The 23643-nt window shown below is 66.5% G+C and carries 22 protein-coding genes; 12 read left to right on the top strand and 10 right to left on the bottom strand.

Translation table 11 applies throughout. The features are described from left to right. Nucleotides 1-233: 233 nt before the first annotated feature. Together FAZ98_RS05065 and FAZ98_RS05060 are read right to left on the bottom strand one after the other, a co-directional pair. A complete protein-coding gene (locus FAZ98_RS05065) occupies nt 234-875 on the bottom strand; it encodes a CoA transferase subunit B (protein WP_158949375.1) in 642 nt (213 codons plus the stop codon). A gap of 15 nt (nt 876-890) precedes the next feature. Further along, nucleotides 891-1595 carry a CoA transferase subunit A gene (locus FAZ98_RS05060; protein WP_158949373.1) on the bottom strand — a complete coding sequence of 235 codons (705 nt, stop codon included), beginning with the start codon at nt 1593-1595 and terminating at the stop codon, nt 891-893. 257 nt (nt 1596-1852) lie between these two features. Between FAZ98_RS05060 and FAZ98_RS05055 the strand changes: the two genes are divergently transcribed. Continuing rightward, the gene (locus tag FAZ98_RS05055; protein ID WP_158949371.1) at nt 1853-2422 is read left to right on the top strand and encodes a LuxR C-terminal-related transcriptional regulator; all 570 of its coding nucleotides are present in this window, start codon (nt 1853-1855) and stop codon (nt 2420-2422) included. A gap of 88 nt (nt 2423-2510) precedes the next feature. On the opposite strand, the gene FAZ98_RS05050 is transcribed toward FAZ98_RS05055, so the two are convergent. Further along, nucleotides 2511-2951: an acyl-CoA thioesterase gene (locus FAZ98_RS05050; protein ID WP_158949369.1), complete on the bottom strand. Its 441-nt coding sequence runs from the start codon at nt 2949-2951 to the stop codon at nt 2511-2513. Between the two features lie 59 nt (nt 2952-3010). After that, nucleotides 3011-3787: an SDR family oxidoreductase gene (locus tag FAZ98_RS05045; RefSeq protein ID WP_158949367.1), complete on the bottom strand. Its 777-nt coding sequence runs from the start codon at nt 3785-3787 to the stop codon at nt 3011-3013. A gap of 176 nt (nt 3788-3963) precedes the next feature. Between FAZ98_RS05045 and FAZ98_RS05040 the strand changes: the two genes are divergently transcribed. Then, the gene (locus FAZ98_RS05040) at nt 3964-5637 is read left to right on the top strand and encodes an electron transfer flavoprotein-ubiquinone oxidoreductase (RefSeq protein WP_158949365.1); all 1674 of its coding nucleotides are present in this window, start codon (nt 3964-3966) and stop codon (nt 5635-5637) included. 118 nt (nt 5638-5755) lie between these two features. Here FAZ98_RS05040 and aroC read toward each other — a convergent pair whose 3' ends face one another. From aroC to FAZ98_RS05025, 3 genes are all read right to left on the bottom strand, one after another. Further along, nucleotides 5756-6856, bottom strand: a complete 1101-nt coding sequence (gene aroC, locus FAZ98_RS05035; protein ID WP_158949363.1) for a chorismate synthase — start codon at nt 6854-6856, stop codon at nt 5756-5758. Between the two features lie 188 nt (nt 6857-7044). Further along, nucleotides 7045-9033, bottom strand: a complete 1989-nt coding sequence (locus tag FAZ98_RS05030) for an MFS transporter (protein WP_158949361.1) — start codon at nt 9031-9033, stop codon at nt 7045-7047. Between the two features lie 115 nt (nt 9034-9148). Further along, nucleotides 9149-9601 carry a CBS domain-containing protein gene (locus FAZ98_RS05025; protein WP_158949359.1) on the bottom strand — a complete coding sequence of 151 codons (453 nt, stop codon included), beginning with the start codon at nt 9599-9601 and terminating at the stop codon, nt 9149-9151. 421 nt (nt 9602-10022) lie between these two features. Here FAZ98_RS05025 and FAZ98_RS05020 point away from each other — a divergent pair, with 421 nt between their 5' ends. The 3 genes from FAZ98_RS05020 to FAZ98_RS05010 all read left to right on the top strand — a co-directional run bounded on the left by FAZ98_RS05020 (nt 10023) and on the right by FAZ98_RS05010 (nt 12610). Beyond that, the gene (locus FAZ98_RS05020) at nt 10023-11336 is read left to right on the top strand and encodes an O-acetylhomoserine aminocarboxypropyltransferase (protein WP_158949357.1); all 1314 of its coding nucleotides are present in this window, start codon (nt 10023-10025) and stop codon (nt 11334-11336) included. Next, the gene (locus FAZ98_RS05015; RefSeq protein ID WP_158949355.1) at nt 11333-12172 is read left to right on the top strand and encodes an alpha/beta fold hydrolase; all 840 of its coding nucleotides are present in this window, start codon (nt 11333-11335) and stop codon (nt 12170-12172) included. Before FAZ98_RS05020 ends, FAZ98_RS05015 begins: the two co-directional genes overlap by 4 nt. A gap of 120 nt (nt 12173-12292) precedes the next feature. After that, nucleotides 12293-12610, top strand: coding sequence for an Mpo1-like protein (locus tag FAZ98_RS05010; RefSeq protein ID WP_158949353.1), 318 nt, complete (start codon nt 12293-12295; stop codon nt 12608-12610). Between the two features lie 182 nt (nt 12611-12792). Here FAZ98_RS05010 and FAZ98_RS05005 read toward each other — a convergent pair whose 3' ends face one another. Next, a complete protein-coding gene (locus FAZ98_RS05005) occupies nt 12793-14082 on the bottom strand; it encodes a YihY family inner membrane protein (RefSeq protein ID WP_158949351.1) in 1290 nt (429 codons plus the stop codon). A gap of 280 nt (nt 14083-14362) precedes the next feature. Between FAZ98_RS05005 and wrbA the strand changes: the two genes are divergently transcribed. From wrbA to FAZ98_RS04985, 4 genes are all read left to right on the top strand, one after another. After that, nucleotides 14363-14971, top strand: a complete 609-nt coding sequence (gene wrbA, locus FAZ98_RS05000) for an NAD(P)H:quinone oxidoreductase (protein WP_158949349.1) — start codon at nt 14363-14365, stop codon at nt 14969-14971. Between the two features lie 164 nt (nt 14972-15135). Next, nucleotides 15136-15468 (top strand): DUF2069 domain-containing protein, encoded by a 333-nt coding sequence (locus FAZ98_RS04995; RefSeq protein WP_233272695.1) that lies wholly within the window; start codon nt 15136-15138, stop codon nt 15466-15468. A gap of 373 nt (nt 15469-15841) precedes the next feature. Continuing rightward, nucleotides 15842-17263 (top strand): FAD-binding oxidoreductase, encoded by a 1422-nt coding sequence (locus FAZ98_RS04990; protein WP_158949347.1) that lies wholly within the window; start codon nt 15842-15844, stop codon nt 17261-17263. A 56-nt stretch (nt 17264-17319) separates the two neighbouring features. Beyond that, nucleotides 17320-18141: a metallophosphoesterase gene (locus FAZ98_RS04985; protein ID WP_233272663.1), complete on the top strand. Its 822-nt coding sequence runs from the start codon at nt 17320-17322 to the stop codon at nt 18139-18141. A gap of 33 nt (nt 18142-18174) precedes the next feature. Here the strand turns inward: FAZ98_RS04985 and FAZ98_RS35320 are convergent, their stop codons facing one another. Continuing rightward, nucleotides 18175-18318, bottom strand: coding sequence for a hypothetical protein (locus FAZ98_RS35320; protein WP_169739136.1), 144 nt, complete (start codon nt 18316-18318; stop codon nt 18175-18177). 165 nt (nt 18319-18483) lie between these two features. Next, nucleotides 18484-19422 (bottom strand): LysR family transcriptional regulator, encoded by a 939-nt coding sequence (locus FAZ98_RS04980; RefSeq protein ID WP_158949345.1) that lies wholly within the window; start codon nt 19420-19422, stop codon nt 18484-18486. A gap of 156 nt (nt 19423-19578) precedes the next feature. On the opposite strand from FAZ98_RS04980, the gene FAZ98_RS04975 reads away from it, so the two are divergent. From FAZ98_RS04975 to FAZ98_RS04965, 3 genes are read left to right on the top strand one after another with little or no spacing between them, the layout of a single operon-like run. After that, on the top strand, nt 19579-21201 hold the full coding sequence (locus FAZ98_RS04975; protein WP_158949343.1) for an efflux transporter outer membrane subunit: 1623 nt from the start codon (nt 19579-19581) through the stop codon (nt 21199-21201). An 11-nt stretch (nt 21202-21212) separates the two neighbouring features. Beyond that, the gene (locus tag FAZ98_RS04970; protein WP_158949341.1) at nt 21213-23450 is read left to right on the top strand and encodes an FUSC family protein; all 2238 of its coding nucleotides are present in this window, start codon (nt 21213-21215) and stop codon (nt 23448-23450) included. Continuing rightward, nucleotides 23440-23640, top strand: a complete 201-nt coding sequence (locus FAZ98_RS04965; RefSeq protein ID WP_158949339.1) for a DUF1656 domain-containing protein — start codon at nt 23440-23442, stop codon at nt 23638-23640. Before FAZ98_RS04970 ends, FAZ98_RS04965 begins: the two co-directional genes overlap by 11 nt. The last annotated feature ends 3 nt before the right edge of the window (nt 23641-23643 follow it).

Below are 23643 nucleotides of genomic sequence, written 5' to 3'. Positions count from 1 at the left end.
CAAGCGCGCTCGCGCAACGCCCCGCGACACGCCCGGAGCCGCGCCGGGCCCCGGTTCACGCCGCATGCACCTGGCCAACCGGCATAGCCCGTCTGGCCGACGTTTCAAGCGCGGGCCAGCGCGCCACAATGCGACATCCCCAAACGAAAACGGGCGAGACCGAAGTCCCGCCCGCCTGGATCATGCCAATGCCGCTGTTGCTATCGCTACTGCTACCGCCAATGCGTGTGCGTTCAGCTCACCGCGCTCACGTCGAGCGGCGCGCCCGTCTTCGCCTTGATTTCGTCGGCGGTCACGCCCGGCGCGAGTTCGGTCACCTTGAGGCCCGCGTCGCTCACTTCGATCACGCCAAGGTCGGTGATGATCAGGTCGACCACGCCCACGCCGGTCAGCGGCAACGTGCAGGCCTCGAGAATCTTGTGCTGGTCGCCCTTGGCAACGTGCTCCATGAGCACGACCACGCGCTTGACGCCGGCCACGAGGTCCATCGCGCCGCCCATGCCCTTGATCATCTTGCCGGGGATCATCCAGTTCGCCAGATCGCCCTTCTCGCTCACCTGCATCGCGCCGAGGATCGCGAGGTTGATGTGGCCGCCGCGGATCATCGCGAACGAATCCGCCGAAGAGAAGATCGACGAGCCCGGCAGCGTCGTCACGGTCTGCTTGCCGGCGTTGATCATGTCGGCATCCACTTGCTCTTCGGTCGGGAACGGGCCGATACCGAGCAGGCCGTTTTCCGATTGCAGCCAGACTTCCACGCCTTCGGGCACATGGTTGGCCACCAGCGTGGGCAGACCGATGCCGAGATTCACGTAGAAGCCGTCCTGCAGTTCCTTCGCCGCGCGCGCGGCCATTTCATCACGATTCCATGCCATGGTCGGTCTCCCTGTTCAGTTGCTCGCGGTGCGCACGGTGCGTTGCTCGATGCGCTTTTCCGGCTGCGCGTTGAGCACGATGCGCTGCACGAAAATGCCCGGCGTGTGAACCGAATCCGGATCGAGTTCGCCGTTCTCGACGATCTCCTCGACCTCGACCACGGTGATCTTGCCCGCCATCGCGCACATCGGGTTGAAGTTGCGCGCCGTGCGGCGATAAACCAGGTTGCCCGACTTGTCGGCCTTCCATGCCTTCACGAGCGCGACGTCGGCCGTGAGCGAATGCTCGAGCACGTAGTGGTTCTCGCCGAACTGGCGCGTTTCCTTGCCCTCGGCGATCAGCGTGCCGAAGCCCGTGTTCGTGAAGAATGCCGGAATGCCGGCGCCGCCCGCGCGCAGCTTTTCGGCGAGCGTGCCTTGCGGCGTGAATTCGAGTTCGAGTTCGCCCGAAAGATACTGGCGCTCGAATTCCTTGTTCTCGCCCACGTAGGACGAGATCATTTTCTTGATCTGGCGCGTTTCCAGCAGCAGGCCGAGGCCGAAGCCGTCCACGCCCGCGTTGTTGCTGATGCAGGTAATGCCCTTCACGCCCGAGTCGCGCAATGCGCCGATCAGCGCTTCGGGAATGCCGCACAGCCCGAAACCGCCTACCGCGAATGTCTGTCCGTCCTTGACGATGCCCTCGAGCGCGGCAGCCGCGCTTTTGTAGACCTTGTTCATCAGTGTGTCCCTTCCTCGAATGGAAATCTGCCGGTCTGGCCGATCCTGGTTGGCGCGCGGACGTCGAGCGCGTCCGGAAGCCTCATTCTAGTCATGCGCCGGCGGCGTTGCCGTGAAGGCGGCAACCCTGGCGGGCCCTGCGCACGGAGCGGCAAACGCTCACGCGCGCGCGGCGTCGATGGGGACAAAGCGTACGCTGGCAGCGGCTTGCGGCACAATACGCAAAACTACATAAAGCAATACCCGCACCGACCGCCATGGCCGCTCCTAAACCCGCCGCACGCTCCGCCCTCGACTACCAGACCGCGTTTCATCTCGCGCCCATCGGGCTCGTGCTGGCTCGCGAGCGCATCATCGAGGACTGCAACGAGCAGGTCGCCGCCATCTTCCGCTGCACGCGCGAGTCGATCATCGGGCAATCGTTCCAGGTGCTTTATCCGTCCGCGGACGAATTCGAGCGCATCGGCGCGCGTATTCCGCCCATCATGACGGCGCAAGGCAGTTACGCCGACGACCGCATCATGAAACGCGCCGACGGTGATCTGTTCTGGTGCCATGTCACGGGCCGCTCGCTCGACCGCACCGCGCCGCACGCGGCGGGCGTCTGGACCTTCGAGGACCTGAGCGCCACGCGCCGCGTGGCCGTCGAACTCACGCCGCGCGAACGCGAGATTGCCGCGCAACTCGTCACGGGCAAGACCAGCAAGCAGATCGGGCGCATTCTGGACATCAGTTCGCGCACGGTGGACGTGTACCGCGCGCGGCTCATGCGCAAGTACGACACGGGGAACGCGACCGAGTTGCTGCAGCGGCTGCTCGGGCAATAGCGGCTAAAAAAAGCGGCAAAAACAGCGGCAAAAAATAACGGCTGAATCGTCGTCCGGCAGTTGCAGCAGCGGGCAAGCGGCCGCGCACTCAGCCGATGCGATCCGCCTTCACGAGACCCGCGCTCTCGAGCGTCGCGCGCAGCGTGTCGGGAATCGGCACCGACTTGCCCGCCGCATAGTCGATCCACACGCAACGGGCGTTGCCGCGCGCGTAGAGCGTGTCGGGCTCGTCGGCACGGCGCAGTTCGAAACCGGTGTCGAAGCTGCTGCGGCCGGGCTGCCCCACCGTCATCGTGCAGACGATGTCGCCCGGATAGTGCAATTGCTTGAGGAATTCCATCGACGCGTTGACGATCACCGGCCCTTGCCCGCTGCCGCTTTCGGACGCCACGCCCAGATGCTCGAACCAGGAGATCCGCACCTGTTCCATGTAGCGGAAGTAGACCGTGTTGTTCACGTGGCCGAACGCGTCCATGTCGCCCCAGCGGATCGGCATGGTCATTTCGAATACTGGATGGTAATCACTCATTGCACTGCGACTTCTCGTCGATGCGGTTTAACGAATGCCGGCGGCGGAATCAGGCTAAATCAGGCGAGCCCGAAGCCGTCGTCGGCGGTGATGATCGAGCCGTTCATGAACGCCGACTCGTCGGCGGCGAGCAGCAACAGCAAGCCGTCGAGGTCCGCGGGCGTGCCCACGCGGTGGCGCGGCATCATGGCCATGAGCTTTTGCCCCTGCTCCGTGGACCAGTGATGATGGTTGATCTCGGTGTCGATGTAGCCCGGGCAGATCGCGTTCACGTTGATGCCGTGGCGGCCCCATTCGAGCGCCATCGCCTTCGTCATGTGCACGACGGCCGCCTTGCTGATCGCGTAGAGCCCGATTTGCGGCAACACGCGCAGCCCCGCCATCGAGGCGATATTGATGATGCGATACGCCGGTTTCGAACCGCCGTTGCCGCGCATGATCATGCGCTTGGCCACTTCCTGCGCCACGAAAAACGCGCCGCGCGTGTTGGTGTCGAACACGTATTCGAAGTCGGCGGGGGTGACGTCCGCGAGCTTTTGCGTGGTCGAGACGCCCGAGTTGTTTACGAGGATGTCGATCGTGCCCGCCTCGGTTTCGGCGTGCGCGACCGCCGAGCGAATGCTTTGATAATCGGTCACGTCGAGCGAAACGACGTGCGCCGCGCCGCCGTCGGCTTCGATCTCAGCGCGCAACTCCTTCAGTCGCTCCACCCGACGGCTCGCCAGCACCACCTTCGCGCCCGCCTGCGAGAGCACCTGCGCGAAGCGCTTGCCGAGCCCGCTCGACGCTCCCGTGATCAGCGCGACCTTGCCTTCCAGATTGATCGAACGGCCCATTTCCGGTTCCTGTTCAGTAGTCAAAAAGCGCCAGACCGCGGCGTGACAGCCAAGCGAAATTAAGCGGCATAGAATAGCACGATCGTGCGAATATACGCCGGTTGGGTTGCGACATGGGAGACGTTCCCCGACAATACGAACCCGAAAAAAGCATTCTAATAGCAAGAGGAGCTTTGATGACCCCCGCAAGTCTCTTGGAGCAATACGGTCCCCGCGAGTCGATGGAATACGACGTGGTGATCGTCGGTGGCGGCCCGGCCGGGCTCTCCGCGGCGATCCGCCTGAAGCAACGGGCGGCAGAACAAGGCGTCGAGATCGGCGTGTGCGTGCTCGAGAAGGGCTCGGAAATCGGGGCGCATATCCTCTCGGGCGCGGTCATGGACCCGCGCGCCATCACCGAACTCTTCCCCGACTGGAAGGAACAAGGCGCGCCGCTGAACGTGCCCGTGGCCGAGGACAAGTTCCTGTTTCTCTCCGAAACGGGCGCGAAGGCCGTGCCGAACTGGGCGCTGCCCGACAACTTCAAGAACCACGGCAACTACGTGATCAGCCTCGCGAACGTCACGCGCTGGCTCGGTCAGCAGGCTGAGGCGCTGGGCGTGGAGATATTCCCGGGCTTTCCGGCCGCCGAAATTCTCTTCGACGAGAACGGCGCGGTGAAAGGCGTCGCCACCGGCAACATGGGCGTGGGCAAGGACGGCGAACCCACGGAGAATTTCCAGCTCGGCATGGAACTGCACGCGAAATACACGCTGTTCTGCGAAGGCGCGCGCGGGCATCTGGGTCGCCAGCTCAACGAAAAGCTCAAGCTCGACCGCGACGCCGATCCGCAGGTCTACGGCATCGGCATCAAGGAACTGTGGGAAATCGATCCTTCGAAGCACCAGCCGGGCCTCGTGATCCACACGGCCGGCTGGCCGCTCGAAAGCGATACCTACGGCGGCTCGTTCCTGTATCACATCGACAATAACCAGGTGATGGTGGGTTTTGTCGTGGGCCTCGCGTACCAGAATCCGTATCTCTCGCCGTTCGAGGAATTCCAGCGCTACAAGACGCACCCGGAAATCCGCAAGTATCTCGAAGGCGGCAAGCGCGTCTCGTACGGCGCGCGCGCGATCACGGCGGGCGGCCTGATGTCGCTGCCCAAGCTCGTGTTCAAGGGCGGCGCACTCGTTGGCGACGACGCGGGCTTCCTCAACGTCTCGCGCATCAAGGGTTCGCACGCGGCGATCAAGACCGGCATGCTCGCCGCCGACGCCGCGTTCGACGCCGTGCAGGCGGGGCGTCAGCAGGACGAACTCGCGGCGTATCCCGAAGCATTCAAGCAGTCGTGGCTCTACACCGAGCTGTACAAGGCGCGCAATTTCAAGCAGTGGATGGGCAAGGGCCTGTACCTCGGCACGCTGATGGTGGGCATCGAGCAGAAGCTCATGGGCGGCAACGTGCCGTGGACGCTGCATCACCAGCATCGCGACAACGAGATGCTGAAACCCGCGTCGCAGTGCAAGCCGATCGAGTATCCGAAACCCGACGGCAAGCTCACGTTCGACCGGCTTTCTTCGGTGTTCATCTCGAACACGAATCACGAAGAGAACCAGCCCGCACACTTGACGCTGAAAGACGCGAAGATTCCCGTCGATGTGAACCTGCGCACGTACGCGGGTCCCGAGGCGCGCTTCTGCCCGGCGGCGGTGTACGAGTTCGTGAAGAACGACGACGGCAGCGATCGCCTGCAGATCAACGCGCAGAACTGCGTGCACTGCAAGACCTGTGACATCAAGGACCCGACGCAGAATATCGTGTGGGTCACGCCGGAAGGCGGCGGTGGGCCGAACTATCCGAACATGTAAGCGCGCACCGGTAAGCGCCGTTCGGAAGTCGAGATGAAAAAGCCGCTTCGGTTGAGAGACCGGAGCGGCTTTTTTGCATTGGTGCGCCGTCTGTTCGACGCGGGAAACGGCCGCGGCCTTATTCGTCGCTGGCCGCGATCTTCGGCGTGGCCACGACCACGTCGCCGTTCTGCGCGCGGTGACGCAACGCGTGATCGATCAGCACGAGCGCGAGCATGGCTTCGGCGATCGGCGTGGCGCGAATGCCCACGCACGGATCGTGGCGGCCGAACGTCTCGACCGTGGCGGGCGCGCCCGACTTGTCGATCGAGCGGCGCGGCGTGCGAATGCTCGAAGTGGGCTTGATCGCGACCGAGACGGTGATGTCCTGGCCCGTCGAAATGCCGCCGAGCACGCCACCCGCGTGATTGCCGTGGAAACCGTTGGGCGTGAGTTCGTCGCCATGCACCGAGCCGCGCTGCGCCACGCTCGCGAAGCCCGCGCCGATCTCGACGCCCTTCACCGCGTTGATGCCCATCATCGCGTGCGCGATATCGGCGTCGAGGCGGTCGAACAGCGGCTCGCCCCAGCCCACGGGCACGCCGCTCGCCACCACGTTCACGCGCGCGCCGATCGAGTCGCCATCCTTCCGCAATGCGTCCATGTAGTCTTCGAGCTGCGGCACGACTTCGGCGTTGGGCACGAAGAACGGATTCTCGTGCACGTGCTCCCAGCTCACGAACGGCACGTCGATCTCGCCGAGCGAACGCATGTAGCCGCGCACTTCCACGCCGAAGCGTTCGCGCAACCACTTCTTCGCCACCGCGCCCGCCGCGACCGTGGGTGCCGTGAGGCGCGCCGACGAGCGGCCGCCGCCGCGATAGTCGCGAATGCCGTACTTCTGCCAGTAGGTGTAATCGGCGTGACCGGGGCGGAAGGTTTCGACGATGTTGCCGTAGTCCTTGCTGCGCTGGTCGGTGTTGCGGATCAGGAGCGCGATGGGCGTGCCGGTTGTCTTGCCCTCGAACACGCCCGAGAGAATCTCGACCTGATCCGCTTCCTGGCGCTGCGTGACGTGACGCGAGGTGCCGGGGCGACGGCGATCGAGATCGATCTGGATGTCGGCTTCGGTGAGCGACAGTCCCGGCGGGCAACCGTCGATGACGCAGCCGATGGCCGGCCCGTGGGATTCGCCGAAAGTGGTGACGGTGAAAAGCGTACCGAGCGTGTTGCCGGACATGGCGGTCGTCCAAAGTGAATCGGGGAATCCGACATTATGCCAGCCTGCGCGGTCTCACGCCCGACCGGCTGGTCGGGCAAAGCCGCACCACACGTGGGTTTGCGTTCGCCAGACCGCCGCACCGCGCACGTTGATGCCGATGCCTACGCCATCGGCCGCGCGACGCTCGGCGCCCTCTCGGGATCCCCTCAGCGACGCGCCCCGCGCAACTCCGCCACCGTTTGCTGCAAACGTTCGAGCGTGGCATCGGCGGCGGGAATCGGCTCACCCACCGCCAGCGTCAGCCGGCTCGTGAGGCCGCGCCGCACCGGCCGCTCCTGCCCCGAAGCCGCGTGACGCGAAAACGCGCTGCCCCACAATCCGCGCAACGCCATGGGAATCACGGGCACGGATGCGCGCGCGAGAATCTCCGACACGCCGTGGCGAAACGGATTCATGTCGCCCGTGCGCGTGAGCTTGCCTTCGGGAAAGATGCAAACGAGATCGCCTTCGGCCAGCGCGGCCGCGCAGGCTTCGTACGCCGCGGCAAGCGCCTTGGGGTCTTCGTGCGCGGGCGCGATCGGGATTGCCTTCGCATGCCGGAACACCCAGCCGAAGAACGGCGTACGGAAGATGCGGTGATCCATCACGAAGCGGATCGGCCGCGGGCTCTCGGCCATGATGACGATGGCATCGACGAAACTCACGTGATTGCAGACCAGCACCGCGCCACCTTCGGCGGGAATGCGCTCCGTATGCACGAGACGCACGCGATACACCGTATGCACGAGCAGCCAAGCGATGAAACGCAGCAGAAACTCGGGCACGAGCGCGTAAATGTAGGCCGCGACCACGATATTGAGCAGCGCCGTTGTGAGGAAAATGCCCGGAATGCCGACGCCCGCCGAGGTCAGCGCCATCGCCATCAGCGAAGACACGATCATGAACAGCGAGTTGAGGATGTTGTTCGCGGCGATGATGCGCGCGCGATGGCTCGGCGCGCTGCGACTCTGGATCAGCGCATAGAGCGGCACGCTGTAGAAGCCGCCGAACATGGCGAGCAGGAACAGGTCCGCGAGCACGCGCCAGTGCGCGGCCGCGCCCAGGAACTCGCCCACCGAAAGCAGATGCGGCGCGCGCGGCAAGCCATGGCTCGCGAAGAACAGGTCGATGCCGAACACGCTCATGCCGAGCGAGCCGAGCGGCACCAGCCCGATTTCGATACGCCGCCGCGACAGCCGTTCGCACAGCAGCGAACCCAGGCCGATGCCGAGCGAGAACATCGCGAGCAGCACGGTCACGACGTCGGCGTTGGCGGACATCACGTCCTTGGCGAAATTGAAGAACGACGAGAGAAACGTCGCGCCCACGAACCACAGCCACGAAATGCCGAGCAGGCTCAGAAACACGGTGCGATTGCCGCGCGCGAGACGCAGGTTGCGCCAGGTTTCCGAGAACGGATTCCAGTTGATGCGCAAGCCCGGCTGCGAGGGCTCGCACGGCGGCACGAACGCCGAGGCCACCCGCCCCGCCAGCGCGATCGCGATGCACATGCCGCCGAGCCACCAGGCGCCGGGCGGCGTGCCCGCCGAAACCGCGTCGTTCGCACCGATTCCCGCCGCCACGCCGCCCACGATCGTGCCAATGAGGATCGCGACGAACGTGCCCATTTCGACGAGCCCGTTGCCGCCCACCAGTTCCTCGGGCGCGAGCCGCTGGGGCAGATAGGCGTACTTCACCGGCCCGAACACGGTGGAATGCACGCCCATGAGGAAAGTGCATGCGTAGAGCAGCGGCGCGCTGTGCAGCCAGAAACCGGCCGCGCCGATCAGCATCACCACGATCTCGAAGGTCTTGACCCAGCGCGTGAGCGTGGCCTTGTCGAACTTGTCGGCGACCTGGCCCGAGGTTGCCGAAAACAGCACGAACGGCACGATGAAGATCGCCGAGATCAGAAACGCGACGGTTTTCGGATCGACGCCGGAGAAGCGCGCGGCCTGATACGTGACGAGCGACGTAAAACCGATCTTGAAGACGTTGTCGTTCATCGCCCCGAGAAACTGGGTCCAGAAAAACGGGGCGAAACGGCGTTCGCGCAACAGCGCGAATTGCGAAGCAGGCTCGCGGGCGGCGTGGGCTGGCGCGGCGCGTTCCTCGGCGTGGGTTTCGGGCGCGGCGGGCATCGGTCTATCGCTCATCGGTGAAAAGGAAGTGACGAAAGCGGAACAAAACGGCAGGAAACGACAGGCCCCAGACGCGAAAAAGCGCGCCTGGCGCGCGCTTTTTCCGCTGGTCCGAAACGGGGAAGCTGGCTCAGCCCGTGGATTCCTGCTCTTCCGGCCAGTCGCGGATATAGGCCTTGAGCAGCTTGTTCTCGAAACCCTGCGCCTCCACCACGGCTTTGGCGACGTCGTAGAACGAGATCACGCCCATGAGCGAGCGGCTTTCCATGACCGGCAGATAGCGCACGTGATGTTCGAGCATCATGCGGCGCACTTCGTCCACCTCGGTTTCCGGCGTGCAGGTGATGGGGTGATCGTCCATGACCTTGCGGATGGTCGTGGTACCCACGCTGCCGCCGTTCGCGCGCAGCGTGACGATGACCTCGCGAAACGTGAGCATGCCCACGAGGTCGCCGTATTCCATGACCACGAGCGAACCGATGTCGCGCTCGGCCATGGTGTTGACGGCGTCGTGCAGCGAGGTTTCAGGCGTTACGGTATAGAGCGTGTTGCCCTTGACCTTGAGAATGTCGCTTACGCGCATGATGAGGCTCCTGTCGTGACGTTCGCCGGCGTGGCGGGCCCGCTTGCGGGGTTCGAGATGCCTGGATCTGCCGATGAACGCCGAAATGCCGCGAGTAATGGGGGGATGTTGCAAAGGGGGGATGTTGCAAAGATACCTACCTGTTTTCGATCCTAGCGGAAAGAGCCTCAAAAGGAAAGTCGCGCAACGCTCGCGCAAGCCCGCAGAGTGCCCGTGGCGCGGGGTTCCGCGCGTTTTTACCGCGACGGAAATGGTCCTCTATTGGGCTCTTCGGAACTGGCGATCCTGGCCGGATGGCCAGTTTTTCATCGGCAGGCATCCGTCCCGAAAAACCCCTGGATCGCGCGTCTGCGTCCGGCCGCCGGTGTAGGATGGCCAACACCCTGAACCCTGCGCCGGTTCGCGCCGGCCGAGCCGCCCGATGTCCTCGACGCCCGACACCCGTTTCGACACGCTCGCGCTGCATGCCGGCGCCGCGCCCGACCCCGCCACCGGCGCCCGCGCGACGCCGATCTACCTCACCACCTCGTTCTCGTTTCGCGACACCGACCACGCCGCCGCGCTCTTCAACATGGAGCGCGCGGGTCACGTGTATTCGCGCATTTCGAACCCGACCGTGGCCGTGTTCGAGGAACGCGTGGCCGCGCTCGAAGGCGGCGCGGGCGCGATCGGCACGGCCAGCGGCCAGGCGGCCCTGCATCTCGCCATCGCCACGCTGATGGGCGCGGGCTCGCACATCGTCGCGTCGAGCGCGCTCTATGGCGGCTCGCACAATCTGCTGCACTACACGCTGCGCCGCTTCGGCATCGAGACGACCTTCGTGAAGCCCGGCGATCTCGCGGCGTGGCGCGCGGCGCTGCGGCCCAATACGCGCCTGCTGTTCGGCGAAACGCTCGGCAATCCGGGGCTCGACGTGCTCGATATCGAAGCCGTGAGCGAGATCGCGCATGCGCACGGCGTGCCGCTGCTCGTCGACTCGACCTTCACGACGCCGTATCTGCTGCGCCCGTTCGAGCATGGCGCCGATCTCGTCTATCACTCGGCCACGAAATTCCTCGGCGGCCACGGCAACACGATCGGCGGCGTGCTCGTGGATGGCGGCCGCTTCGACTTCGACGCGTCCGGCCGCTTCCCCGAACTCACCGAGCCCTACGCGGGCTTTCACGACATGGTGTTCAGCGAGGAAAGCACGGTCGCGCCCTTCCTGCTGCGCGCGCGCCGCGAAGGCCTGCGCGACTTTGGCGCCTGCCTGCACCCGCAGGCGGCGTGGCAGCTGCTGCAAGGCATCGAGACGCTGCCGCTGCGCATGGAGCGGCATGTGGCGAACGCGCGCCGTATCGTCGAATTTCTGGTGACGCACGAGACCGTGGAGTCGGTCGCGTGGCCCGAGTTGCCGGAACATCCCGACTACGCGCTCGCCCAGCGTCTGCTGCCGCGCGGCGCGGGCGCCGTGTTCAGTTTCAACCTGCGCGGCGGACGCACCGCGGGCAAACGCTTCATCGAATCGCTCACGCTGTTCTCGCATCTCGCCAACGTGGGCGACGCCCGCTCGCTCGTGATCCACCCGGCCTCCACCACGCATTTCCGCATGGACGCGGCCGCGCTCGCCGCCGCCGGCATTGCCGAGGGCACGATCCGGCTGTCGATCGGCCTCGAAGATCCCGCCGATCTCGTCGACGACCTCAAGCGCGCGCTCAAGGCTTCGCAAAAAAACAGCGCGAAGGAGGCGTCATGATCGTCGACGTCGCCGGCCGTCCGGCCTATGTCTATACCGCCGCGCACGCGATCGATGCGGCGTTGCCGTTCGCCGTGTTCGTGCACGGCGCACAGCACGACCACAGCGTGTGGGGATTGCAGTCGCGCTACTTCGCGAATCACGGCTACAACGTGCTGGCCGTCGACTTGCCCGGCCACTCGCGCAGCGCGGGACCGGCGCTCACGAGCATCGGCGCGCTGGCCGACTGGCTCGCGGCGTTGCTCGACGCGTTGCAGGCGCCGCGCGCGTTCGTCGCGGGCCACAGCATGGGCTCGCTCGTCGCGCTCGAATTCGCGGCGCGCCACCCCGAACGCGCCCAGGCGCTGGCGCTGCTGGCCACGGCGTTCCCGATGACGGTCTCGCCCGCGTTGCTCGAAGCCGCGCGCGAACGCGAACCCGAGGCCATCGCGCTCGTCAACGCCTGGTCGCATTCCACGCTTGCGGCGAAACCCTCGAGCCCCGGCCCCGGTTTCTGGCTGCGTGGCGTGAACCAGCGGTTGATGGAACGCGTGGCCGCGCGCGGCGCGCCGCAGTTGTTCCATGCCGATTTCGCGGCCTGCAACGCTTACGCCGATGGCCTCGCGAGCGCGGCCAGGGTGCGCTGCCCCGTGCGCCTGATCGTGGGCAAACGCGACGCGATGACGCCGCCGCGCGCGGCCCGCGCCCTCGCCGATGCGCTCGCGCAGGCGGGCACGCGCGTGGAAACCATCACGCTCGATGCGGGCCACGCGCTCATGACCGAGCAACCCGACGCGACGCTCGACGCGCTCTACGCCTTTGCCATGCAACACGCGCGGCGCCAAGAAAACGATTGAGATTGCGGTGCGAGCGTCCTATGACGTTAGGCCGAGTTGCACGGTCGTTCGGATCGCAAGAAAATGGCGTCTAGTGCAGCAATCAACGCGTCCTGCGCCGCGCGCAGAAGGGAGGGAGCGATGCATCCGGCCACTCACGAGCAGTTTTCGAGCTTCGCGCAGTTTTATCCGTTCTATCTGAGCGAGCACACCAACCTGATGTCGCGGCGGCTGCATTTCATCGGCTCGCTCGGCGTGATTGGCTGCGTGGCCATGGCCATCGCCACCGGCGACTGGCTCTGGCTGCCCGCCGCCGTGGTCTGCGGCTACGGCTTCGCGTGGGTCGGGCACTTCGCGTTCGAAAAGAACCGTCCGGCCACGTTCCGGCACCCCATCTACAGCTTGATGGGCGACTGGGTCATGTTCGCGGATATCTGTCGCGGGAAGCTCTCGCTGTAGGGCGCGGCGCGCAGGTGTGGCACGCGCTGGCCGCGCACCGGCCGTACCTCTCCCGAGTATGTCGCTTGGCGTGCTGCTTTGGAGTACGACGCTTGCCGTGCGGCCTTCTCGCGATACGGGCAAGGCGCGCAATAGGCAGGCAAGAAACCGCGCGATGTCTGCGCGCCGCGCTGCACGCCGCGTTATGCCGCCGGATGCGGCAACGCGGGCGGCGCGCCGTCCGCGAGCGCGAGTTCGCGCCGCGCTTCGAGCAGCGAAGTCAGCGAAACGGAAAGCTTGTCGTTGCTGAGCGCGTTGAGCAGCATGGGCGCGTCGATGGCGCTCGACTTGAGCTGGTAGGCGAGTTCCTCGCGGTCGATCACGAAACGGTCGAAAAGGCGTGCGACCGAAATGCGCGCCGGGTTGCCGATCAGCAGGAAATACGGCTTGGCGCCGGCGTTTTCCACCCGCGCCACGAGCTGGTCTTCCTCCAGGCCGTGGATCAGACGGATGACCGTCGCGAGATCGCGCCGCAGCGTTTGCGCCAGTTGCTCGGCAGTGAGACCGGGTTCGCCCACTTCGCGCGTGTCGGAGAGACTCGCGAGCAGTTCGAGCGCGTCGAGCAGATCGCTGCCGGGAAAACGCGGACGGTCGAAGCGGCCCGTGCGGATTTCGGGCAGCGCAGAGGTCACCATCGCACCCACCAGCGTGATGAACCAGCTGAGATACATCCACAGCAGAAACAGCGGCGCCGCCGCGAAGGCGCCGTACACGGCGGTATACGTGGGAATACGCCGCACGTAATAGCCGAAACCGCGCTTGGCCAGCTCGAAGGCAATGGCCGCGCCAATCCCGCCCACGAGCGCGTCGCGCCACTGCACGCGCGTGTTCGGCAGATACATGTAGAGAATCGTGAACGCGAAGGCCGTGAGCGGCAGCGTCGCGCCCATCAGCATCCAGTCGATCACGCCCGAGACGTGCTGCTCGGTGGCGATCGCGACCGAGCGCGTGAACACATACGACGAGATCGAGAGACTCACGCCGATCAAGATCGGCCCGAGCGTGAGAATCGCCCAGTACACGAGCACGCGTTGCGCGAACGGACGTGCCTTGCGCACGCGCCAGATCACGTTGAAGGCAGACTCGACCGTCATCATCGTCATGACCGAGGTGACGAACAGCACGATCATCCCCATCGTCGTGAGGCCTTTGGCCTTCGAGGCGAACTGGTTCAGGTACAGGAAAATCTGGCTGTTGATCTGCGCGGGCATCAGGTGGTCGGCGAGAAAGCCCTGCAGCGAAGCCTGAAACGAAGCAAAGATCGGGAACGCCGTGAAGAGCGCGAACGCGACGGTGGCGAGCGGCACGAGCGAGAGCAGCGTCGTGAACGTGAGGCTGCCCGCGACCTGCGGAATACGGTCTTCGCGGCTGCGCCGCGCCGCGAAACGCGCAAGCCGTTTCACGATGTCCAGATCGATCCGAACCCTCGACATCACATCCATTCGCCTGCCTTCCTCGCTGCTTTCATTGCCATTTTCTTCGCGCTCGCACGGGGAGCGAAACGTGAACAATTCGTGATCGATTCGTGTCGGCTTCGCACGATGCGCGCCGCGCGCAGGCGTGGTTCGAGCTTCGTGCTGCACGCGCCGTGACCTTGCTACACCCGCTGGCTAAGGCTGCGCCGGTATGCCCGCGCCGGTACGCCCGCGCCGGTATGCCCGCGCCCGCCGCGAAACCCAACCCCTATAATATCCCGTCCACCGACGAGGCCCGATGAAACCGATCCTGGTACTCTATTACAGCCGCCACGGCGCCACGCGCGAACTCGCGCGTGCGATCGCGCAAGGCATCGACAGCGTCTCCGGCGCCGAAGCGCGCGTGCGTACCGTGCCGCCCGTCTCCGCCGTTTGCGAAGCCACCGAACCCGACATTCCCACCGACGGCCCGCCCTACGTCGAGTTGCGCGACCTCGAGGAATGCGCGGGTCTCGCGCTCGGCTCGCCCACCCGCTTCGGCAACATGGCCGCGCCGCTCAAATACTTTCTCGACGGCACCACGCCGCAATGGCTCGCGGGCGCGCTCGCCGGCAAACCGGGCTGCGTTTTCACGTCCACCGGTAGCCTGCACGGCGGCCAGGAAAGCACGCTCCTCTCGATGATGCTGCCGCTGCTCCATCACGGCATGCTGCTCGTCGGCATTCCCTATACCGAGAGCGCGCTCTCCACGACCGACGGCGGCGGCACGCCCTATGGCGCCTCCCATCACGCGCGCGCCGACGCGCGCGGCCACGGCCTTTCCGCCGACGAAAAAGCGCTCGCCAGCGCGCTGGGCGCCCGCCTCGCACGCGCGGCGCTCGGACTCGCGCAAGGCGAGCGGGCGTGAAAGCGCGAATGGGCGAGCAAGCGAACGCGCGGGCGAAAGATGCGGCCCAAGGCGGCAGTAGTGCCACCCCGGCCGATACCGAAACACCCGTCGTCGCGCCCGCCGAAAGCCACGCCGCGCCCAACGTGCAGGCTCGCCGCGGCGCCGCGCTCGGCGCATTCGCCATGCTCGCCGCGCTCACGCTGCTGTGCCTCGCGTGGGAGTGGCGGCTCGCACCGCTGCGTCCCGGCGGCAGCGCGCTCGTGCTCAAGGCACTGCCGCTCGCCGTCGCGCTGCCCGGCGTGCTGCGGCGGCGCCTCTATACGCTGCAATGGGCGTCGATGCTGGTGCTGCTCTACTTCGCCGAAGGTATCGTGCGCGGCATGACCGATCCCGCACCGGCCAACCGGCTCGGCTGGCTCGAAGTCGCCCTGTCGCTCGGCTTCTTCGCCTGCGCGCTCATTTACGTCGCGCCTTACAAACGCGCGGCGCGGCGCGCGAAACGCGAGGCCGGGTAAGCGGGACGAATGGCGGCCGGCCGTCAGGGTTCGATCGGCGCCGCACACTCGCCTCAGTGACCCGTGCAATCGGGCGCCCATATCCAGTCCGCACGCCAGAACGCCCACGCAATGCCCGCTCCCGCGCCACCACGGGCCGCACGGCCAGACGCGATCTTGCCGCGGCGCATCGGCACGACGCCGGCGGTACATCGGCAAGACACCTTCCGCCCGCGCCCGCACCGTTGCCCGCCCGATCCGCGCGAGCGCGGCGCCCGTGTCAAACTATCCGTTTGCGCCTGCCCGCGCATCGCGCCTTATCCGCCTTATCCGCCCCATCCGCCCGAAGACGCACCAGACAACGCGCACGCCCCGCGTGCCCCCAAGAGACACCATGACCGACCGCCAAGCCTTTCTCGACGCCTGCGCCTCCGCCATCGGCGCGCAGCACGTGCTCACCGACGCCCACGACACCGCGCCGTTCCTCGCCGACTGGCGCCGCCGCTATCAAGGCGCCGCGTTCGCCGTGCTGAGCCCCGCCGACACGCAGCAGGTCGCAGCCCTCGTGAAGCTCGCGCACGAACATCGCGTCGCGCTGGTGCCGCAAGGCGGCAACACCGGTCTCGCGGGCGGCGCCACGCCCGACGAAACCGGCGCGCAGGCGGTGCTGAGCCTGCGGCGCCTGAACCGCGTGCGCGAGATCGACGCGCACAACAACACCATCACCGTCGAAGCGGGCGTGATCCTCGCCGAAGTGCAGGCCCGCGCGAAAGACGCCGGGCGCCTGTTCCCGCTCTCGCTCGCGGCCGAAGGCAGCTGCACCATCGGCGGCAATCTCTCGACCAACGCGGGCGGCACTGGCGTGCTGCGCTACGGCAATACGCGCGAGCTGTGCCTCGGCCTCGAAGTGGTCACGCCGCAGGGCGAGGTGTGGGACGGTCTGCGCGGCTTGCGCAAGGACAACACCGGCTACGATCTGCGCGATCTCTTCATCGGTGCGGAAGGCACGCTCGGCGTCATCACGGCGGCCGTGATGAAACTGCATCCGCAGCCGGCGGCGCGCGTCACGGCACTCGCGGCGCTGGGTTCCGCGCACGCCGCGCTCGACTTCCTGGCGCTCGCGCAACGCTATGCGGGCCCGCTGCTCACCGGTTTCGAGCTGATGTCCGACTTCTGCATGCAGCTGGTCGGGCGGCATTTTCCGCAGCTGCGCTACCCGTTCGCGGGCCGTCACGCGCAGGTCGTGCTGCTCGAACTGTCCGATAACGAAAGCGAGGAACACGCGCGCGCCCTCTTCGAACGGCTCATGGAAGACGCGCTCGAACAAGGTCTGGTGGAAGACGCCGTGGTTGCCGAAAGCCTCGCGCAATCGCAGGCGTTCTGGAATATCCGCGAGCACATTCCGCTCGCCCAGGCGCAGGAAGGCTTGAACATCAAGCACGATATCGGCGTGCCGATCTCGCGCATCGGCCATTTCATCGAGGAAACCGATGCCGAAATCGCGCGGACCGTACCGGGCGCGCGCATGGTCACGTTCGGCCATCTCGGCGACGGCAATCTGCACTACAACGTGCAGGCGCCCGAAGGCGGCGACCCGAAGCAGTTTCTCGCCGATAACGAAAAGACGCTCAATCGCATCGTCTACGACAGCGTGGACCGTCATCGCGGCACGATCAGCGCCGAGCACGGTCTCGGGCAGTTGAAGATCGACGAAAACGCGCATTACAAGAGCGAAGTCGAACTCGCGCTGATGCGGGCGATCAAGACCGCGCTCGATCCGCTCGACCTGATGAACCCGGGCAAAGTGGTGCGCTGACCGCGCGACGTGCAGCCTGAGCCCATGAGCCGAACGCTCGACGGAGGAACCTCATCGTGACGACGATACGCGTGCTGTCCGACCTGCATCTGGAGCAGGACGAGCCCGACACGATCCCGCATGCCGAGGCCGACCTCGTCGTGCTCGCGGGCGACATCCACAATCACGGGCTCGGTTTGCGCTGGGCCGCCGAAACCTTTGGCGGCGCCCTCGACGCGCCGTTGCCCGTGATCTACGTGCCCGGCAACCACGAGTACTACGACGGCGAATTCGGCGCACTCGAAGCGGCCATGCGCGACGCGGCCGCCACGCTCGCCCACGTGCACTATCTCAACGACGATGTTTATGTCGACCCGGTCGGCCGTTACCGCGTGCTCGGCACGACGTTATGGGCCGACTTCACGCTGTTCGGCGCCGACGCTACCGCGCGTGAAACGGCCATCGCCGCCTCGCAACGAGCGATGCTCGATTTTCGCGGCGCGATCCAGGTGTCGTGGCCCTCGGGGCCGCAAGCCGGCGCGCGCGATTTCACGCCCGCCGATTCGATCGCGCTCTACGAGCGTTCGCGGGCGTGGCTGGAAACGGAATTGAGGAGGCCCTTCGCGGGCAAGACGATCGTGGTCACACATCACGCGCCGCATCGGCATAGTCTGGCCGAGCGTTATGCCAGCGATCCGGTTTCGGCGGGATTCGTCAACGACCTCGCTACGCTCGTGCGGCCGCCCGTCGCGCTGTGGGTGCACGGGCACACGCACACGGGCTTCGACTACACGGTGCATGGCACGCGCGTGGTGTGCAACCCGCGCGGCTATCGTGATCGCCGCACGGGCGCGCCGGAGAATCCGGCGTTCGCGTGGGATAAGACGGTGGAGATCTGAGCGACGCCGCGAGTGCGGCGTCCAGGCTGCGCTTCAGTGCATCCGCGCGTCGTCGCGGCGTACGCGCAATGTGGCGGGCTGCAGCTGCGCGCGGCGCATGCGCAAGAGATCGCGCGAAGCCGCGATGCCGATCAGGCCCATCATCACGGCGATGCCGATCATCAGATGCGTATCCATGGTGTTTCCGGTAGCGAAGAAAGTTGCGTTGAACAGTTCCGCTACCTTATCAAGCCGCCGCGCCGCCGGACGTAAGCAAGTGTTGCGATCTGCGCCAGCTGTAACAGCCTGTCACAGCCGCGCCGATTTCGACCGTGCGCACGCCGCGCGCAGCCAATGCCAACGTCACTTGCGCGCGAACTGGCGCAGCTCGTTCTGATCCTTGGCCAGCGTCGAAGGCAGATTTTCGCGCAGCAGTTCCACCCACGTGCGGATCTTCGCGTCGAGATACTGGCGCGACGGATACAGCGCATAGACGTTCATTTCCTGCGACTTGTACTCCGGCAGGATCCACACGAGTTCGCCGCTGCGCAGCCCGCTGATGGCCGAGTAGATCGGCAGCAGACCCACGCCCATGCCCTCGCGCACCGCCACCGCCCCCGCTTCCGCGACGTTCACCTGAAACGTGGCCGGACCGAGGTCGATGGTCATCTCGCCTTCGGGGCCCGCGAACTGCCATTGCGCGCTCGGGAACACCGGCGTGACCAGTTGCAGGCAGGTGTGATTCGCGAGATCGGCGGGCGTTTGCGGCACGCCGCGCCGCTCGAGATAAGCGGGCGAGGCGCACGCGATGCTGAACGCACTCGCGATGCGCTGCGAAACGAAACCCGAATCGGGCAGGTCGGTGGCGAGCACGAGCGCCACGTCGTAGCCCTCGTCGAGCAGGTCGGGCATGCGCTGCGCCAGCGTGAGTTCCACGTGCACTTCCGGATACAGCTGCTGATACTGGCCCACCGCCGGCACCACGTAGTGCTGGCCGAAGCTCGTCATGGCGTGAACCTTGAGCTTGCCCGAGGGACGCGCATGCGCGTCGCCGGCCTCGGCTTCCGCCTGATCGACATACGCGAGGATCTGCTCGCAACGCTGCAGGTAGCGCTCGCCCGCCTCGGTCAGCGCGATCCGGCGCGTCGTGCGATTGAGCAGCCGCGTGCGCAGATGCGCCTCGAGGTCGGAAACCGCGCGCGATGCATAGGCCGTGGTCGTGTTCAGGTGCTGCGCCGCGCCCGTGAAGCTGCCGGCTTCCACGACCCGGACGAATACACGCATGTTTTGAAGCGTATCCATACCAATCCTCTCTCAGACGGGACGCATTGTTGCATATCTCGTAAGACCAATTATCTCACATATCGTAAAAATGCCTTGCATCCTTACCGGTTATTCATTAATCCCGCAAAAAATATAATGCGTCACATCAATCTACGCTACGAAAAGGAGTAAATCGTGCAGTCTCCGGTACCGAAAGGACTCGCCGCGCTCTCGGTTCTTACGTTCTCGTTGATAATCGCGGGCTGCGCCAGTACCGGAAACATTGCTCCCGAAGCCACGCGCACGGACGCCGCGCAACTCGACGCCGGCTCGGCCATCCGCGCCGCGAACGCCGACGCGCAATGGCCCGCCAGCGACTGGTGGCGCGCCTACGGCGACCCGCAACTGAACGCCTGGATCGACGCCGCCGTGGCCGGCAACCCGTCGCTGGCCGCCGCCCAGGCGCGCGTGCGCGAAGCGCGGGCCATGGTGGGCGTGGCACAGGCCGGCTTGCTGCCGCAGATCAACGGCAACATGTCGATCCAGCGCCAGCACTGGGCCGACAACATCTATTACGGTCCGGGCTCGCTCGCCGGTTCGAACTCGTGGAACAACACGGGCACGCTCGGCCTCTCGTATCACCTCGACCTTTGGGGCAGCGACAAGAACACCGCCGAGCGCGCGCTCGACGTCTCGCACGCCACGGCCGCCGACGCGCGCGCCGCGCAGCTCGAACTCGAAGTGAACGTCACGCGCGCCTACATCGACATGTCGATGAACTACGCGCTGCTCGACATCGCCAGACAAACGCTCGGCCAGCAGCAGAAAGTGCTGGCGCTCGCGCAAAAGCGCCTCGCGCACGGCATCGGCACGCAGCTCGAAGTGAGCCAGGCGCAAACGCCGCTGCCCGAATACGAGCGTCAGATCGACGTGCTCGAAGAAAGCATCGCGCTCGGCAAGAACCAGCTCGCGGCGCTCGCGGGTAAAGGCCCGGGCGCGGGCGAATCGATCCAGCGCCCGGCGCTCTCGCTCGCGGCGCCCGCGGGTCTGCCTTCGGCGCTGCCCGCCGAGCTGATCGGCCATCGACCCGACATCGTCGCGGCGCGCTGGACCGTGGCGGCGCAGGCACGCGGCATCGACGTCGCGAAGGCCGAGTTCTATCCGAACGTGAATCTGCTCGCGTCGATGGGCGGTTACGCGGCCGCCGGCCCGCTGTTCCAGTTCCTCAAGTCGATGAGCGGCAGCTATACGGCCGGTCCCGCGCTCTCGCTGCCGATCTTCGACGGCGGCCGCCTGCGCGCGCAACTCGGCGCGCAATCGGCGGAATACGACATCGCCGTCCAGCAATACAACCAGACGATCGTGAGCGCGCTCAAGGAGATCGCCGATCAGGTCGTGCGCATGCGCTCGCTCGCGACCCAGCAGGACGACGCGCGCCGCTCGGTGGAGGCCGCGCAACGCAACTACGATCTCGCGCAGCGCGGCTTCCAGCGCGGCCTGACCGACTACGTGAACGTGCTGATCGCGCAGACGCAGCTGTTGCAGGCGCAACAAGGCGTCGCGCACGTGCAGGCCGAACGTCTCGCCGCGCACGCCACGCTGGTCGCGGCGCTCGGCGGCGGCGCGCTCGACGCGAGCGCCGATCCCTCGGCGAACGGCCCGGGCGACGCCGAGCAACTGCCCGCGCACGGCAAGAAAACGCGCGCCGTGCCGCTCATGCCCGCCGCCTTGCTCGCGCCGAAAACGCCGGTGAATGCATCGGCGAGCCCGTCGATAAGCCCGTCGGCGAGCACGCCGGCCAACGGCGCGGCGCAATAAGGAAAGCGACGATGTCGACGTCTCCCTCGCCTTCCGCCCCGCGCAGCGCGCAAAGCGTGTACGCCGCGCTCGCCGACTGGGCGCGCACCGACGGCCTCGTGTGGATCTATCTCTTCAAGGCCATCGCCGCGGCGCTGCTCGCGCTCGGCATCGCCATGAAGCTCGATCTGCCCCAGCCGCGCACGGCCATGACCACGGTCTTCATCGTCATGCAGCCCCAAAGCGGCTCCGTGTTCGCGAAGAGCTTCTACCGGCTGTGCGGCACCTTCGTCGGGCTCGTCGTGATGCTCGCGCTGATCGGCCTGTTCGCGCAGCAGCCCGAGCTCTTCATCGTCGCGACGGCGCTGTGGGTGGGAATCTGCACGGCGGGCGCCGCGCGCAACCGCAACTTCCGCTCGTACGGCTTCGTGCTCGCGGGCTACACGGCGGCGCTGATCGGCATTCCGGCTTCGCAACATCCCGACGGCGCATTTCTCTCGGCGACCACGCGCGTGTGCGAAATCTCGCTCGGCGTGCTCGCCTCGGGCTTCGTGAGCGCCGTGGTGTTTCCGCAATACACGGCGGCGCTGCTGCGCACGACGGTGCGCCGGCGCTTTTCGGCGTTCGTCGATTACGTCTCGGCGGCGCTCGCGGGCCGTATCGACCGGTCGCAGATCGAAGCCACCAACGCGCGCTTCGTGGCCGATGTCGTGGGTCTCGAAGCGAGCCGCAGCACGGCCGTGTTCGAATCGCACGACGCGCGCATGCGCTCCGGCCGTCTCGCGCGCCTGAACACCGAGTTCATGACCGCGTCCACGCGCTTTCACGCGCTGCATCAGCTGATGAACCGGCTGCGCACGGAAGGCTCCATGGCCACCGTCGACGCGCTGGAACCGTACTTTCGCGAGATCGCGCCGCTCTTCGTCAAGGCCGGCGAGCCCGTGCTCACCGCCAGCGACGCCGCGCACGTCGCGCAGCAACTCGCCGACTATCGCGCGACGCTGCCCAAACGCGTGCGCGAAACGCGCGCGGCGCTCGAAGCCGCCGCGACACCGGACCACGCCGCGCGCCTGCTCGACTTCGACACGGCGACGGAGCTTTTCTACCGCTTCGTCCACGAGATGACGGAGTACGCGCAAACCTACGCGTCGCTCGCCGTCGACACGCATGCGCGTGAAAAGTGGCTCGAGCGCTACGTGCCGAAAACCAACCTGATCGCTGCGGGCGTCGCGGGGGCGCGCGCGGCGATCGTCATGACGCTGCTCGGCGCGTTCTGGATCGCCACTGCGTGGCCGAGCGGCACGAACCTCGTGCTCAACGCCGCCGCGACCTGCGCGCTCGCTTCGGCTTCGCCGCAGCCCGCGCGCATGGCGAGCCAGATGGCCGTGGGCACCGCCCTCGCCTCGCTGGTCGGCATGCTGGTCACGTTCGGCGTGTTTCCGCATATCGACGGCTTCGCGATGCTGTGCGTCGCGCTCGCGCCCGCGCTCGCGTTCGGCGTGTTCCTCACGACCCGCCCGAAGTACATGGGCGTGGGCATGGGCTACTGCATCTTCCTGTGCTTCCTCGCGGGCCCGGACAACCTCGTGCAGTACAACCCGAGCGGCTATATCAACGACGCGCTCGCGCTGGTCGCGTCGATGATCGTCTCGGCCGCCGCCTTCGCCGTGTTCCTGCCGCCTTCCACGCCGTGGCTGCGCCGCCGCCTGCTCGCCGACCTGCGCCGCGCCGCCGTGCACGCGTGCCGCTCGCGCCTCGCGGGCTTGCGCAACCGCTTCGAAAGCGGCACGCGCGACCTCGTGTTCCAGCTCAACGCGCTCGCGGGCAAGGACGAGTCGCAACGCCGCGACTCGCTGCGCTGGCTGTTCGCGACGCTCGAAGTGGGCAACGCCGCGCTGGATTTGCGGCACGAACTCGCAACGCTGCCCGCGCAGCCGCAGTACGCCGCCGGCACGGCCTGGCGCGCGGCCATCGACGCGGCGCTCCAGGCCGTGAGCGTCCTCTTCGACCGGCCCGCCGCCGCGCGCTACGAACGCGCGCTCGCCGCCACCGACGCGGCCATCGCGGCCAGCGCGCGCGTGCTGCAAGGCCTTTTTCATGCCGATGGCGCGCACGACGCGGCCACGCCGCCGCGCGAGGAGCGCCACCAGTTGCAGCGCATCCAGAGCCATCTGCATTTCATCCGCACGGCGCTCATCGACCCGCAATCGCCGCTCGCGGCGCAGGCAGCCGATGCCGCCGGCAAGCAAGGAGTCCGTCATGCCTCGTGACGTCGCGTTTCTCGACGCCTATATCCCGGCGATCGTGCTGCTGTTCGTTCTGGGCGCGGCGCTCACCTGGTTGCTCGACTCGGTGCTGGCCAGAACGGGCCTCTACCGCGTCGTCTGGCATCCCTCCCTCTTTCGCGTGAGTCTGCTCGTGGTCGTGTGCTGCGCGCTGGCTCTCTATGTTTATCGCTGAACA

Source organism: Paraburkholderia acidisoli (assembly GCF_009789675.1).
GTDB classification, from domain to species: domain Bacteria; phylum Pseudomonadota; class Gammaproteobacteria; order Burkholderiales; family Burkholderiaceae; genus Paraburkholderia; species Paraburkholderia acidisoli.
Note: the sequence above shows the minus strand (reverse complement) of the source record. Positions and strands in the feature narration are given on the sequence as shown.

Excerpts from the sequence above, each read along its gene's own strand:
- aroC (WP_158949363.1), bottom strand. The coding sequence starts at position 6,856 with ATGTCCGGCAACACGCTCGGTACGCTTTTCACCGTCACCACTTTCGGC.
- FAZ98_RS04995 (WP_233272695.1), top strand. The coding sequence starts at position 15,136 with ATGCTCGCCGCGCTCACGCTGCTGTGCCTCGCGTGGGAGTGGCGGCTC.
- FAZ98_RS05045 (WP_158949367.1), bottom strand. The coding sequence starts at position 3,787 with ATGGGCCGTTCGATCAATCTGGAAGGCAAGGTCGCGCTGATCACGGGA.
- wrbA (WP_158949349.1), top strand. The coding sequence starts at position 14,363 with ATGAAACCGATCCTGGTACTCTATTACAGCCGCCACGGCGCCACGCGC.
- FAZ98_RS35320 (WP_169739136.1), bottom strand. The coding sequence starts at position 18,318 with ATGGATACGCATCTGATGATCGGCATCGCCGTGATGATGGGCCTGATC.
- FAZ98_RS05040 (WP_158949365.1), top strand. The coding sequence starts at position 3,964 with ATGACCCCCGCAAGTCTCTTGGAGCAATACGGTCCCCGCGAGTCGATG.
- FAZ98_RS04980 (WP_158949345.1), bottom strand. The coding sequence starts at position 19,422 with ATGGATACGCTTCAAAACATGCGTGTATTCGTCCGGGTCGTGGAAGCC.
- FAZ98_RS05005 (WP_158949351.1), bottom strand. The coding sequence starts at position 14,082 with ATGTCGAGGGTTCGGATCGATCTGGACATCGTGAAACGGCTTGCGCGT.
- FAZ98_RS05060 (WP_158949373.1), bottom strand. The coding sequence starts at position 1,595 with ATGAACAAGGTCTACAAAAGCGCGGCTGCCGCGCTCGAGGGCATCGTC.
- FAZ98_RS05055 (WP_158949371.1), top strand. The coding sequence starts at position 1,853 with ATGGCCGCTCCTAAACCCGCCGCACGCTCCGCCCTCGACTACCAGACC.
- FAZ98_RS04970 (WP_158949341.1), top strand. The coding sequence starts at position 21,213 with ATGTCGACGTCTCCCTCGCCTTCCGCCCCGCGCAGCGCGCAAAGCGTG.
- FAZ98_RS05025 (WP_158949359.1), bottom strand. The coding sequence starts at position 9,601 with ATGCGCGTAAGCGACATTCTCAAGGTCAAGGGCAACACGCTCTATACC.
- FAZ98_RS05030 (WP_158949361.1), bottom strand. The coding sequence starts at position 9,033 with ATGAGCGATAGACCGATGCCCGCCGCGCCCGAAACCCACGCCGAGGAA.
- FAZ98_RS05015 (WP_158949355.1), top strand. The coding sequence starts at position 11,333 with ATGATCGTCGACGTCGCCGGCCGTCCGGCCTATGTCTATACCGCCGCG.
- FAZ98_RS05050 (WP_158949369.1), bottom strand. The coding sequence starts at position 2,951 with ATGAGTGATTACCATCCAGTATTCGAAATGACCATGCCGATCCGCTGG.
- FAZ98_RS05065 (WP_158949375.1), bottom strand. The coding sequence starts at position 875 with ATGGCATGGAATCGTGATGAAATGGCCGCGCGCGCGGCGAAGGAACTG.
- FAZ98_RS04990 (WP_158949347.1), top strand. The coding sequence starts at position 15,842 with ATGACCGACCGCCAAGCCTTTCTCGACGCCTGCGCCTCCGCCATCGGC.
- FAZ98_RS04965 (WP_158949339.1), top strand. The coding sequence starts at position 23,440 with ATGCCTCGTGACGTCGCGTTTCTCGACGCCTATATCCCGGCGATCGTG.
- FAZ98_RS05020 (WP_158949357.1), top strand. The coding sequence starts at position 10,023 with ATGTCCTCGACGCCCGACACCCGTTTCGACACGCTCGCGCTGCATGCC.
- FAZ98_RS05010 (WP_158949353.1), top strand. The coding sequence starts at position 12,293 with ATGCATCCGGCCACTCACGAGCAGTTTTCGAGCTTCGCGCAGTTTTAT.